Genomic DNA, 13,398 nt, shown 5'->3' on the forward strand with positions numbered 1-13,398 from the left:
CATAGGACAGCCTAATCACTGACGCGGCCGTTCAGCAGCTGAGGTCTTGTCACGTTGACGGCGCCGGTCACGGCGCCCTGCTCCGGCGCCGGACCGCTTCACGGCCCGGCGCCGGTCACAGCGCTGCGCTGCGCCTTTCGGCCCGGTCCGCGCGGTCGCGGCACACGGGGGCGCGCGCCCTCAGACCATGCGCCGTGGCCTCAGTCCATCCGCCGTGGCGCACCCAGCAGCCCGGTTTCGGAGTCCGTGGGCTGGGTCAGTACGAACTCCTGGTGGTGGCGGTTGCACCACAGCATGGCGTTGTCGCTCAGGGTCGGCAGCGCGGCCTCCACCTGGCGTGGCAGTCCCATGATGCGCGTGACGACTTCGGCCTCCTGTGGCGAGAGCCGCTGCAGGCCCAGCAGGTCCGCTCGGGCCAGCAGCCGGGGTGCCTTCGGCCCCAGGAAGGGCAGCAGGGTGATGACCGACTGCCAGGCGCTGGGCGCGAGTTGGTTGCGCGGCGGCTGCGCGCCGGCGTCCCGTACGACGAGGACCGGGCTGGAGACCGAAGGGCCCTGCGGCGCGAGCTGCCGGACCTCGTGGATCGACACGCACTGCTGCCCGCCGCCCGCGGCCTGCGCCATCTGCGCCCAGGCGTAGGGGCGTGCGGACTCCACCGCGACCCGCGCACCCACCGCGACCGTGCGCAGCGCGAGCAGCTGGGCGATCCACATGCTGCCGACCACGATGACGTCCAGCGGCTTGGGCCGGAGGAGCCCCAGCACCGCCGGCTGGTTCTGCGGGTCGACACCGATGACGATCCCGTCGTCGGCCACCGGAAGCGTCAGAGTGTCGAGGACGTCCGGAGGCAGCAGGTGCCGGTTGCGCCGCGGGCCGCGCAGCCCGAAGCCGGGTTGGAAACGCTGCTGGGGAAGGGCCGGCTGCGGTGCCTCCGGTTCCGGGGTCGGCAGATGCGAGGGCCGCCCGAGCCGGTTGCCGCCCCAGCTGTTCTGGTTGTTCCAGTCGGCGCGCTGCGGATAGGTGGGCGCGGACATCAGCGGGTTCCTCCGAGGGGCAGCGTGGCCAGAACACCGGGCAGTTGCTCACGGTCCAGCCGCACGAGCCCCACCTTCACGGAACCCGCACGGCGCTCGAGCTCCCGCTGCGACACCGTCAGTTCGTTCTCACTGCGGGACGACAGCCGTACGTAACCGGTCATTCCCCGCGCATTCCTGCTGCCTCGCACCGCGGTCAGAGCGAAGGTGCTCGCCATGGCCCGCGAGCCGGTCAGCAGCTGGGCGATGCCCGCCAACGGGGCCGCGCCCGGCCCGAGCTGGGGCCAGCTGCGGATCCAGTACGAGGAGTGCCAGCGGTCGTCGCACCGCCACGCGCGCGTGGTCTCCTGGGTCCGCCTGGTGGTCCGGCCGTCCCGTCCAGGCGCGGCATTGGCCCGCGGGTTGGCGCACGCCGCGACGCCGAGTGCGCTGACGACCTCGCGCTCCTCGAGCACATGCGCGCGCAGCCCGTATCCGTTGAGCCGGCTCACGAGTTGGTCAGCGGCGCGCAGCAGGGTCCGCTGTGCGCCCTCGATTCCGCCCCCGCGCGCCTCGACCGCCTCCGGGCACAGCTCGGGATCGAGCTTCAGGGCGATCCAGGTCAGCCGCACCGCCGGGGTCTGCGTCTGCGCCTGGAGGGGAGCGTAACTACGCGCGGCGACGGCCTGTTCGGGCAGGTGAGGGGCGGGAGCCGGCTGGGTGTACTGGACGAACTGCACGGACTCGAGGTGGATGTCCTCGATGTCCAGCGTCGAGTGGAGCAGGTGCAGCGGCACCTGCCGACTGCCGGACGCCGGGCGCAGCGGCTCGTCCTGCGCATCCACCTGCACGATCGCCGTGAGGAAGGTGCCGTCGCTGACGAACCCGATCGCCCGCTGGTCGCGGTCCGTGTACTCGTACGTCCGCAGGCTCGGGTCGCACTCGACGATCGGCGCGAAGGTCGCCTCGATGGTCGGCGGCACGGCAGCCGTTTCGGCCTTGCGGCGCTTCATGGCCCGTACGGTGGAGATCCAGTCCGGCAGCGGGATCCGGCGACGGCGGCCGACCGCGGCGATGAGGAGCAGTGCGCCGACGACACCGGCGGCACCGAGCACCACCGGGTGGGTCACGAGGCCCACCAGCACCAGCGCGGCCGCGATTTGGACGAGCACGAGTTGCTGCACGCGCACACCGGCGATCTTGCCGCTCTGTGCCCGCAGACGGGGCGTCACCGGCGCGACGGGCCGCCTCGGTGCGCCTGCACCGCCTTGGGCACCGCGGGGTGCTCCTGCCGCTGGTCCGCCGCTACCTGGGTGGACAGGCTGCTGCTGCCGCTGATCGCGGCGTCGGGTCCTGGTGGCGCTGGACATCCCCCGGTGTGCTCCTCTACTGGTTGGCGCCTCGGCGTGGCGATCGCCGCGCCGGTGGTGCCTTGGTTGGTGTCCCAGACTCGGCACCCGTACGGTACGGCCCGATCATCACACGGCATAGTAGAGGGGTGCGTCGGCGTGAGCGCCGGGGGCGGTCACTGATGGTTCTGAGAAAACGGACAGACGGGGAGTCAAGGCAGCAATGGCAACACGGCGGGACGAGCTCAACGCGTACAGCTTCGCGCGCAAGCGCACCGTGGCTTCGTTCCTGAAGCCCCTGCCGAACGGTTCGACGGAGAGCGCCCCGCGGCCGGTGCGGACGATCCTGCCGACGGTGGTGCTGGGCACGGTGATACTCGTCGGGTTCGGGGCCTGCGGCATCCTCAAGCCCAGCGCGCCCCAGGGATGGGACGAGCCGGGTGTCAAGGTGATCGTCGGCGACCAGTCCACGACCCGTTACGTCGTTCTCTGCAGCGAAGAGCTCGAGGGCGACCAGCCCTGCCCGAAGAACAAGCGGCTGCTCCACCCCGTGCTCAACCTCGCTTCCGCCAGGCTTCTGTTGAAGGACTCGGGCAACTTCGAGGTCGTCAAGGTCAAGGAGTCGGTCCTGGACGGTCCCGACGCACCGCAGCACAGCGTGACGGTGGGCATTCCGTACGCCCCTGACCGGCTGCCCAGCGCGGAGGTCGCGCGGACGAAGAAGACCTGGGCGCTGTGCGAGCGGCCTGGCGAAAGCGAGGACGCGAAGTCACAGCGGGCCGTCTTCGTCATGAGCAACCAGGACGAGCACCGCAAGAAGCTGACGAGCACCAAGAAGGGGAAGCTGGACGCCAGCCACTCGATGTACGTCGAGGACCCTGACGGCAAGCAGTACCTGGTGGACCACCGTGGCGTCGCCCACCTGCTCGATGCGACCGCCGCGAGCGGGTCGAGTCAGGCGACGATCCCCGGCGCCAACAAGGCCTACTACGACCGCCTGCTGCGCACCATCCTCTTCGGAGATCTGGCGAAACCGCAGAAGGTCACGCAGGAGTGGATGGGCACCCTGATCAAGAGTCCGCTCCCGATCTTCCTTCCGCCGATGAAGGGCGTGGGCGGCCCGTCATCCACAACGGGAGTGGATAAGGAACACCGCATCGTCGGCAAGGTGTTGGAGGCCAACGGAACGCACTACGTGGTCCTCGAGGACCGGGTGGCGCAGGTATCCGACTTCGTCGCGAAGCTGCTGCTAGAGGGACCGGTCGGCCGGGTGGCCTACCAAGGGCGGAACCCAGAGGTGATCCCGCTCGGCGCGGCCAGCGTCGTGGCTGACGACGAGCCGTACCTGGCGGAGCTGCGCCCAGGAGTCAAGGTGCCCTGGCCGACCGAGGTGACTCAACCGGCGAACACTGAGGACACGGGCAACCAGGTGGTCTGCAGCGTCTATCACGGCGGCAACAGGGAAGGTGCCCCGGGCGTTGCGACCGAGTACCGGGACATGTCGACGTGGGTGGGCAAGGACTACCCGGCACCGATCGCGGGCGGCGCCAGCAGCGCATACGTGACCCCGGGCAGCGGCCTGCTCTACCGGCAGGTGACGGGTGAGGCGAAGGACAGCGGATCGTTGTTCCTGCTGACGGACACTGGGCTGCGCTACTCGGTGCAGGCGAACAACGACAGCGCAAACAGCTCGGGGAACGCCCAGAATGACGTGAACCAGGCACAGATCCGCCTGGGATACCAGGAGATCAGCTCCTACCCGTTGGTGCCGAAGGAGTGGTCCCAGCTGCTGTCGGCAGGCCCGTCTCTCAACACGGGGGCCGCTCGGCAGCCGCAGGGCTCCTGACCGTAAGCTTCGGATTGGTGCGGGCTTGCGACCAATCCGCGTCCCACGGTGGACAGTTGTGGGAATGTTGTGAACCCGTCACAACTGACTTCCCCTCGTTGTGGGGATGTCAGACTGGATGGCTAAAGTGACAGTAGGCATCAACAGGCGATGCCGACCGTGCGGGCGCATCTCCAGCGCCGCGCGGACGACGTGCGAGTCTCATGGGGGACGCTGACTTATGGCTGGTCGGTTTACTACCACCGAGGAGGAGATGGTCGCGTTCAGCGGCAAGATCTCCTCCGTCAACAGCTCGATCCAGGGCGAGATCAAGCGCCTGCAGACCGTGGTCGACACGATCACCGGTGGCTGGAAGGGCGCGGCGGCGAACGCCTTCAACACCATGCAGACGCAGGTGAACGAGGACGCGACCAAGCTGAACCAGGTCCTGAGCGACATCAAGGACGCGATCGACGCGACCACGAAGAACTACGTGGCCTCCGAAGAGGAGCAGCAGCAGATCGTGTCGCAGGCCGGCGCTCAGTCCTCGCCGTTCGGATGACGGGGCCGCGTCGCTCCGCGACGCAGCCGAGCCGTTGATTCGATCCGACCTCATCAAACCCTGAGGAGACACGACCATGTCCGGCCCAATTCTCGTCAATTTCGCGACGATCTCGCAGGCCTCCTCTGACGTGCGCGGGACCGCCAGCAACATCAGGCAGCAGCTCGACGACCTCGAGTCCGGCGTCAAGCGGATCGCCCAGAGCTGGGAAGGCTCCGCGCAGGAGGGCTACCGGCAGAAGCAGGCGGAGTGGGACAAGCGCGCCGCTTCGCTGCACGCCACCCTGGAGGCCATCGCCAAGGCCCTGGACCAGGCCGCCCAGAACTACCAGTCCACGGAGTCGAAGAACGCTGGAATCTGGGGCGGGTGACCCCAGAAACACTGGCAGCCTCACGGCTCGCACAGTAGGAGAGGGGCGGGCGCGCTGTGACGGTGCGCTCGCCCTTATTTCCGTATCGAACCGATGCATGTGCGTACGCATCCCTGTGCGTGCGCACATACCGATGGAGAGCAGAAAAACCCGTGGGATTCCGCGTCGTAGGACACCGAGCCGGACGCCGTCGGCGTAACGCCGCATGCGTACTGGCCGCCCTCTGCGTCGGCCTGTCCTGCGCCACCGCCCAGCCGGCCGCCGCCGACGACGGCGACGGCGGCGTTCAACTGAACAACGGCCAGTGCCACTTCCCGTCGGAGGCGATCAAGGGCACACCCTGGTCCCTGCAGCGTCTGCTGACGGATCAGATGTGGGAAGGCACCAATCAAGGTGCCGGAGTGACGGTCGCGGTCATCGACAGTGGCGTGAACAAGGTGAACGCGCAGCTCAGTGACGCGGTCGCCAAGGGAGGCAAGGACTTCATCGAGAAGGGAGACGGCACCAACGACCCCGTAGGCCATGGCACCAAGGTCGCCGGCATCATCGCCGCACGTCCGGCCAGTGGCACCGGCTTCGTCGGAATCGCTCCCAAAGCGACCGTTCTTCCCATCCGGTCGAATGACGCGGAAGGCGGAGGCAAGGTCTCCATCCTGGTAGATGCGATCAACCATGCCGTCGCGCAAAAGGTCGACATCATCAATATCTCCCAGGGCGCCACGGCGAGCCTGCCGCCCGGCAGCAGCCTCGAGCAGGCCGTCGAGCGAGCCAAGAAAGCCGGCATCCTGATCGTCGCATCGGCAGGAAACAACGGGGCGAGCGGCAAAGAGAAATCCACCTACCCTGCCGCGTTCGACGGAGTCCTCGGCGTTGCCGCCTCGGACCGCAACAACGAGCGCGCCCCCTTCTCGCAGCCCGGCTCCTTCGTCGACCTCGCGGCGCCCGGTGTGGACATGGTCTCCACCGTCCCTAAGGGCGGCCACTGCGTGGACCAGGGCACCAGCTTCGCAGCGCCTTACGTCACGGGCGTGGCGGCCCTGCTCAAGGCCAAGCACCAGGACTGGTCGGCCGAAGAGATCACCTGGCACATGCAGCAGACTGCCGAGCGCGTCAACCTTGAACGCGACGACAACGTCGGCTGGGGCGTCGTCGACCCGGTCGCAGCGCTGAGCGAGGACACCAAGCCCACCGGCCCGCCCACGGCGGACACGAACCAGGCCGGACGCTTGAGCGCCGACAGCATCCACCCGGCCAAACTCACCCTCGGTGAAACGCCCGCAGAGCGGCGCACCCGCTACGGGCTCTATGTCCTCACCGGAGGTTTGCTCGCGGTCGCCGTGATCGTGGGCTCCGGCGTCGCCATCCGCGACTGGCGTCGCAAAACTTCATTGGAAACTCACGGGGAGGGTAATTCATGAGCAAGGACGAGTACTTCGTCGATCTTGAAGCGCTGGACACGGTCGGTCGTAAACTGAACGGCGTACTCAGGGCCATGACGGAGACGAAGGGCAAGTCCGCGCACAGCACCTACTTGCCCGAAGGAGCCCTGGGTAAGGACTTCGGCGAGGAGAACGAGCTGCGCCAGGCGCACAACACCATGAAGTCGTTTATCGAGGACGAAATCCTGAAGCACCTCGAGGACCTCGTCGACGATCTGGCACAGAAGACTTCCAAGACGCGTGGTGCCTATGAGGATCGCGAGTACGACGCTGGCAATGCGCTGAACCCCGGTGGGAATTGATGGTGGCCCTGAGAAGCGACGTGACATGGGGGATGACAAATGACTGAGCCTAAGCCTTCGATGTGCTACCGCGAGACGCACACGACCAAGTTCAACCTGATGGATCTGGACACGCTGAAGGCCATGGTGGCCGGCGCCGATCCCGGCAAGGTTGAAACAGTCGCCGACAACTGGAAGTGGATCAACGAGCGCTTGGTGGGCGGCTCGGACGGCGGCCTCAAGAAGGAGTTCGACGACGCGGTCGAGGAAGTCCTCGAGCACTGGAATGGTGCCGCGGCCGAAGCCTTCCGCAAGCGCGCCAAGCTCATCAGCACGAACATCGCGAACGCGGCTCCGTACGCGAAGAATGTCGAGAACGCCATGCGGGGTGCCGCAGCGGGTCTGCGCGAGTACAAGAAGCAGCTCGACGCGATCGAGAAGCCCAGCGGCGCCGCCAGCGCTGCGGACGCCGCCGGCAACTACGGCCTCAAGATCGTCACACTCGGCGCCAAGGGTGGCCGTGACGACAGCAAGGCGAACTCCGAGATCGCAGCGGGCAAGCGCACGGAGGACGTCCTCAACGGCAACGCCGGTGAGCTCTCAGAGGGCAAGGAGCGCCAGCTCCAGGGCGCCATGGTGATGGAGTACCTGGGGGCGTCGTACCGGTCGAACGCGAAGGCGATCGGGACGCCCCCTGGGAAGATCGACGACGAGGTTTACCCTTCACCGCCGGACAACAGCACCTCCGTCCCTCCGGTGGTTCCCGTCCCCACAGGGGTTGGCAAGCCGAAGGCCGTGGCTCCAACCGCGACGCCCACTGCCAAAGGTCCCGGTTACTCCTCGCCGAACGCGGTCACTGCGCCGCGCCCGAATGGCATCACCGGCGGCGTCGGCACATCACCGAAGCCGACTGGCCCTCAGGTGGGGACTGGTCTCGACGGCCTTTCGGGAGGCTCCAGTGGGCTTGGCACTGGCGCGGGCCTTGGCCGTGGCGGGCTCGGGGGCGGCTCCGTCGGCGGAGGCCCTGGTGGCGCTGGAACGGGAAGCGGACCGGTCGGAATGCCTGGCATGCCGGGTGCGATGGCAGGTGGTCCTGCGCGTGGCGGGGCCGGTACCGGCGCTCGTAGTGGGCGCGCCGGCATGCCTGGCATGGGTGGCGGCGCCGGTGCGGGAGCAGGCGCAGGCGGCGCCAAGGGAGCTGGTCGCGGCAGCAGCCTTGCTCGTCAGCGAGGCGGCATCGTTGGTGCTGCCCAGGGCAAGTCGGCTGCAGGTGGCCAGGGCGGCTCAGGTTTGCACCGGAGTCGCGGCGGTTCGCAGGCCGGCAAGCCCGGGACTGGCCGCGGCCCAGGCATGATGGGTGCGCCCGGCGCGCACGGTGCCAACACGAATGAGGACAAGGGACGTGGACAGCGTCCCGACTACCTGGTGGAAGATGAGGAGACGTGGACGCCGGAGCGTAACGTAGCTCCTCGGGTCATCGAGTAGGCAGCTGCTGGCGAACTAGGCGGCGGAGACGACATGGGGCCCGCAGCCTTCGGGCTGCGGGCCCCTCGTATGAGGAGAGGTGTTACAGCATGAGCTTCACGCGGACACTGCGTGCAGTTGGTGGCGCGGTAGCGGCGGGAGCGCTGCTCCTCGGGACCGCCCCGCTTGCTTCGGCAGATCAAACTAGAGACAGCCAATGGGCCCTGGACATCTTGGATGCAGAGAAAGCGTGGAGGGAGTCCACAGGCAAGGGAATCACGGTTGCTGTCATCGACGATGGGGTGAATGGAAGTCATCCTGACTTGCGGGGGAATGTGCTGCCCGGCAAAGACTTCATCGACGGCGGTCATGCGGATGACCAAACAGAGGAGGACCACGGCACTGCGATGGCGTCGATCATCGCAGGCCATGGGCACGGGGCTGGTAACACAGCCGGAATCAAGGGACTTGCGCCTGACGCCAAAATCCTGCCAATCCGCTACTTGAGCGAAGGGCAATCTGATGGAACTAGTACCTTCGCCGAAGAACTCCGATACGCAGTTGACCAGGGTGCGAAGGTCGTCAACATGTCGATTGCAGACTATGATCGACGTGAAGACGAGGAACAAGCGATCGCCTACGCCTTGCAGCACGACGTTCTGGTGGTTGCAGGCTCGGGTAACAGTGGATCCGGTAACAGCCAGTACCCGTCGGCCTCGCCGGGTGTTCTCGCCGTGGGCGCTGTGGGGAAGGATCAGAGAATCTGGGAAGACTCCAATTACGGCTCTCACATTCTCCTCGCTGCTCCTGGCGTAGAGATCGCTTCCGCGGCAGCGACAAAGCCGTACCGCTACGCCAATGGCACGTCAGATTCCACCGCATATGTCTCGGGTGCGGCAGCCTTGTTGCGCTCCAAATTCCCCGACCTGACCGCAGGTCAGATTGCGAACCGCCTGACGAAGACCGCCGTAATCCCCGAAGGTGAAGCTGCTGACGGAAAGCCGGATATCCACTATGGCTATGGAGTCATTCGCCCATATGAGGCCCTGACCGCAGATATCCCTGCAGGTTCCAAGAATGGCCCACTCAAGACGCCCGAAGCAGCCTCGGGCCCGACCGGCGCAGAGCCTCCGAACGCTGCTGCCCCAGGCGCCACTGACAGCTCGGACTCCGACACGCGCGCAATCCTGGGCATCGTCGGCTTCGTGTGCATCGTCGCGGTCATCGTCACGATCATCGTCCTGATCGTGAAGCGCAAGAAGCGCCGCAACGGCCCTCCGCCCGGCGGCCCTGGCGGCTACGGTGCCCCGGGTGCTCCTGGTTATTACGGCGCTCCGCCCCAGCCAAACCAAGCCCCGCCTGGCCCCTGGTCGAACCAGCAGTAAAACTAGACATTGAGGCTCGTCTTCATGGTTGGGCTGCGCGATCCTTTCTCTATTGGCTCGACCTGCTGATCATCATTTGCTTAGCTCTAGCCTTGGGAAGTCTGACGACCGCGCGATCGCCCCGGCGGCGTCGCGCTTTCCCCCAAGGGTGAGGCAGAAGCGGCAGCGAGCGTAAGAAATGTGGACCCAACGGGGAAAGGATTCCAGGTGGCTGACAAAGAGTCATATGTTGATCACGGTGAGCTGGTGAAGCTGGCGCGGAGCTTTGAACGGTGCTCCTATGACCTGGAGTCAAGTCTGAAGAAGTTCACAGCGGAAACCGGAGAAGAGGCGATCAGCGACGGCTTCGGCGTCCTGACGGAATCCGAGGAGGTAACCTCGGCATATATTGACTATGCCGAGGACGTCACCAGTGCCATGAAGGCCGTGTATACCCATCTGGACGCGATCGGCGCCGCGTTGAAGGAAGTCACGAAGAACACGGAAGCCAACGATGAGAACGTCGGGGCGCTCTTCGGGGACAACAGTGGGGATACGCAGTGAGCGGGAACGAGTCTGCCGCCGAGGAGATCGTCGAACTCGGAGTCGAGATCATCAATCCGGGTGGTCGTCCGGATGAGCTGGAACAGGCCGCTAAGGCGTGGCGCGGCCTCAAAACCGAAATTGATCGCATATTCAGCGACTTGGACCAGCAGGTCAACAGCACGGTTGGCCATACGTGGCGGGGACCGGCTGCTGAAGCTTTCCAGGACCACTGGAACAAGTGCAAGTCGTCAGTTGAGAAGGCGACCGAGCATTTTGATGAGGCTGCCGACGGTCTCGACGAAGCAGCGAAAGCGATTCGTGAGGTCAATTCAGAGATCCACGACATCTATCTGGAGATCGGTATTTCCATCGGCATCTCCGTCGGGATGTCGTTCCTCACTCTGGGCGTCTCGGCCGCGGCGGGTACGGCACGCGTCGTGATGCTCGTCGAGAGAGCCCTCGACGCGGCTGGCAAGCTGGGGCGGATGCTGAGGGCGATTGCGAACGCCTATCGGGCGTTCAAGGGCATCCATACCGCTACGAAGGTGATCGCCGAGACAATGTCGGCGTTCGCCGTGAACGTGACCACCGGAACCGCCGGGGGAGTGGCCACCAGCCTCCTCAGCGGCAAGGGACCGGAGTGGGAGACCAATCTCGCGGGCGGGGTCGCCGGCGCGACCGTCGGCGCCGGGGCGGGCAAGCTGACAAGGGCGTTGGGCGGTGGCGACTTCGTCAGCGGCGTGGTCGGCGGTGCGACCGGCGGAGCCGGCGGCGATGCCCTGGATGCTGCCTGGAAGGGTAAGCCCATGGACTTCCGGCAGACCGCGGTCACCGCCGTCACTGGCGGCGCGGCTGGCGGAGTCGGCGGCGCCGCCCGAGGCTTCGACAAGGGCATGACCCAGATCGCGAATGATCTCAAGGGCACGCACACACCGGAGCACCATGACGCCAACATGGATACCGCGTGGGGCACCACCGTTCCCATCGCCGGAGGCGTCGCAGCGAACGATGCCAAGGACGGCTGGGACGACGTCGACAAGAGCACAAAGGAGGGCCAGTCGGGTGCAAAGCAAGGAACCCAGGGCAGGAATAGGACGGCCACCGACGAGGTCCGCGATGTCTTCGGATGACGACGCCGTGATGAGTGCCGCTGCCCACGGCCGCGTGAGCGCAGCACCCCGCCGAGCCGGAGCATGGTTCGCTGCACTTGCGTTGGCGGCCATTGTGCCCGTACTCCCTCTCTGGCTCTTCAGCTCAAATCCAGACCTGCGGCAGAAGGGAATCCTCGTCGCCCTAGGGGGCGCTCTCTGCTGCATCGCGGCAATAGCCCTGTATCAACGCAAGGCGGGTGGCCGACGGCTGTTCCACACGATCGCCGTCGCCGAGTTCTCGGAAACCGCCGAAGGGCACGGGGCTTCCACGGCGGGGTCTGCGGCTCTGCCGCGCGTCCTCCCCTCGCGGCGGGGAATGCAGTTGCGCTCGCTCGGGTGGTACTTCGGTGCGTGCACGGTGTTGGTGGGACTGATCGCCCTCGCAGCAGGATCTCCTCAGCGGCCGGAACTGATGCAGCGGATTCATGACGCCGGTGCGGAGTTCGCGAACGTCCGGGTCGAGAAGGTCAGCGATGTCGAATTCCATGATCCGAGCAGGGGCAGCGACTTCTACACGTCGACCGCTGTCGTCCAACTTGCCCGCGGAACAACCGCGGTTGTGCACCCGACCTCGCCCGACCGGTTGGGCCCCGGGGACCGGGTCCCTGTGCTCTATGCCCCCACGCAACCCCACCTGGGCGCCATTGCGGGAGACGAGCGTAGTCTCGGTCATGCCCTGCAAGGTGAAACGATGTCGATGGCGGGTGTCTGGCTCGCCATCGGTGCCTGGATCTTCGGTATGGGCCTCTCCGCGGCTGCCCTATCAGTCCGCTATGGGTTCCGTTCGTTCTCCCGACTGGGCAACGCTGATAAGGCCATTCGAGCGAGGTGCATGGGGCCCGGCTTCTGGCGACAGGGCTCGAGCAAAGAGCGCTGCCTGAGGATAGTGACCGCGTCATCCCGGACCGCACACTTTCTGGTCAACGTCACGGAGCGTGATCTCCCTGACTCTCTGAACGGTCAGCATCTTTGGCTCTGTTGGGACGCCCGCCGCGGAACCGGAGGCAAGCGTTTGTCTCCAAGTAGTACGCCGGCGGCGCTGATTTCTGACGACGGCTGGGTAATGCACGGCATGCTCAAGGTCGACGATGCGAAGCTGCTGGCCGCCGAGGGCGTCTCAGTGGAAAAGGCCGACGCCGAAGGAAGAGAGGCAAGCGCCCTCCACGTATGGGACCCGCGCGCTGCCTGGCCTCTCCTCGTGACGCCCTTGGTGCTGACGTTGTACGCCTTGCTCATCGCATGCGGCGTGCTCCTCACATGCGACATCCCAAGCGTCTGGCGCTGGGTGACCGGGATCGTCGGTGTCATTGGCGGCCTTGCGCTCGCCTATGCCTTCACGGCTCACGACTCCCTACCCTCGTCTGCCAAAGCGGCAGCTTGAGACAGCAGGCTTGCGATGGCGACCAGCAGCAGCCCTACGCCTGTCCGATTTCGGGCCGGGTTCGCCCCTTGGGTAGAGGTTCCGTCCTGAGTGCACCGCAAGGCTGACGTCTCTTGTTTCGAGGCTGGCGAAGGGGGCAATCCCGTCACGTACATCTGGCGACGCTCAGTATGGCGACGTGTCTGGTGCTCTGCTCAGCGCTCTTCTCGCTCATGTCTTGACGGTGGTATGAGGCAGGGTTGGCCAGCACCGAGTGAACGGGAACTGGCGGGGAGGCGTGGCTGGTTCAACGAGAGATCTCCAAGGCACGGGCTTAGGTGAAGGCACAGAACTCGTCTCAGCGGGAGGAGATTGATGAGGAGCGACCCGAGAAGGCTCAACAGGCGCGACCAAGGAGTCGTCACGATTCGAGTGGGTGGAGTCTGTACTGAGCTCATGTTCTTGCGACGCTAAAGAACCCGGGCCGCAGATGGCTTAGGGCACATTGGAATCCTGTGAGGGACTCAATGAACTCTGAATTTCCAGAACTTGAACCCATTAGTCCGACGCAGGACTTGGCCTCGCGACAGCGTGATCAGTGGACGGCATTGCTGTTCGGTCTCGGTGTCCTGGCCCCTTTGGTGCTCATCGCTCTATCGATGATGACAGGGAAG

The 13,398-nt window shown here is 66.0% G+C and carries 12 protein-coding genes; 10 read left to right on the plus strand and 2 right to left on the minus strand.

Annotated elements, in window-relative coordinates; translation table 11 throughout:
• Window positions 1-200: 200 nt before the first annotated feature.
• Window positions 201-1,034 (minus strand): hypothetical protein, encoded by an 834-nt coding sequence (locus ACTWQI_RS09355; RefSeq protein WP_443269281.1) that lies wholly within the window; start codon window positions 1,032-1,034, stop codon window positions 201-203.
• Window positions 1,034-2,245, minus strand: coding sequence for a type VII secretion protein EccE (gene eccE / locus ACTWQI_RS09360; protein WP_443269282.1), 1,212 nt, complete (start codon window positions 2,243-2,245; stop codon window positions 1,034-1,036). Before eccE ends, ACTWQI_RS09355 begins: the two co-directional genes overlap by 1 nt.
• A gap of 340 nt (window positions 2,246-2,585) precedes the next feature.
• On the opposite strand from eccE, the gene ACTWQI_RS09365 reads away from it, so the two are divergent.
• The 10 genes from ACTWQI_RS09365 to ACTWQI_RS09410 all read left to right on the plus strand — a co-directional run bounded on the left by ACTWQI_RS09365 (window position 2,586) and on the right by ACTWQI_RS09410 (window position 12,745).
• Window positions 2,586-4,208 carry a type VII secretion protein EccB gene (locus ACTWQI_RS09365; RefSeq protein ID WP_443269283.1) on the plus strand — a complete coding sequence of 541 codons (1,623 nt, stop codon included), beginning with the start codon at window positions 2,586-2,588 and terminating at the stop codon, window positions 4,206-4,208.
• Window positions 4,209-4,428: 220 nt separating this feature from the next.
• Complete coding sequence (locus ACTWQI_RS09370) at window positions 4,429-4,749, plus strand: WXG100 family type VII secretion target (RefSeq protein WP_443269284.1); 321 nt, start codon at window positions 4,429-4,431, stop codon at window positions 4,747-4,749.
• 76 nt (window positions 4,750-4,825) lie between these two features.
• Window positions 4,826-5,119, plus strand: coding sequence for a WXG100 family type VII secretion target (locus ACTWQI_RS09375; RefSeq protein ID WP_443269285.1), 294 nt, complete (start codon window positions 4,826-4,828; stop codon window positions 5,117-5,119).
• A 152-nt stretch (window positions 5,120-5,271) separates the two neighbouring features.
• Window positions 5,272-6,537, plus strand: a complete 1,266-nt coding sequence (gene mycP, locus ACTWQI_RS09380; RefSeq protein WP_443269286.1) for a type VII secretion-associated serine protease mycosin — start codon at window positions 5,272-5,274, stop codon at window positions 6,535-6,537.
• The gene (locus ACTWQI_RS09385) at window positions 6,534-6,860 is read left to right on the plus strand and encodes a hypothetical protein (RefSeq protein WP_443269287.1); all 327 of its coding nucleotides are present in this window, start codon (window positions 6,534-6,536) and stop codon (window positions 6,858-6,860) included. The genes mycP (ACTWQI_RS09380) and ACTWQI_RS09385 overlap by 4 nt, the downstream gene beginning before the upstream one ends.
• 39 nt (window positions 6,861-6,899) lie before the next feature.
• Complete coding sequence (locus tag ACTWQI_RS09390) at window positions 6,900-8,324, plus strand: hypothetical protein (RefSeq protein ID WP_443269288.1); 1,425 nt, start codon at window positions 6,900-6,902, stop codon at window positions 8,322-8,324.
• A gap of 89 nt (window positions 8,325-8,413) precedes the next feature.
• Window positions 8,414-9,688, plus strand: a complete 1,275-nt coding sequence (mycP, locus tag ACTWQI_RS09395; RefSeq protein ID WP_443269289.1) for a type VII secretion-associated serine protease mycosin — start codon at window positions 8,414-8,416, stop codon at window positions 9,686-9,688.
• Window positions 9,689-9,895: 207 nt separating this feature from the next.
• Complete coding sequence (locus ACTWQI_RS09400; RefSeq protein WP_443269290.1) at window positions 9,896-10,231, plus strand: hypothetical protein; 336 nt, start codon at window positions 9,896-9,898, stop codon at window positions 10,229-10,231.
• A complete protein-coding gene (locus ACTWQI_RS09405) occupies window positions 10,228-11,343 on the plus strand; it encodes a WXG100 family type VII secretion target (protein WP_443269291.1) in 1,116 nt (371 codons plus the stop codon). Before ACTWQI_RS09400 ends, ACTWQI_RS09405 begins: the two co-directional genes overlap by 4 nt.
• An 82-nt stretch (window positions 11,344-11,425) precedes the next feature.
• Window positions 11,426-12,745 (plus strand): hypothetical protein, encoded by a 1,320-nt coding sequence (locus ACTWQI_RS09410; RefSeq protein ID WP_443269292.1) that lies wholly within the window; start codon window positions 11,426-11,428, stop codon window positions 12,743-12,745.
• The last annotated feature ends 653 nt before the right edge of the window (window positions 12,746-13,398 follow it).

Origin of the sequence: Streptomyces sp. KR80 (genome assembly GCF_052245555.1) — a bacterium.
In the GTDB taxonomy this organism is placed as follows: Bacteria; Actinomycetota; Actinomycetes; order Streptomycetales; family Streptomycetaceae; genus Streptomyces.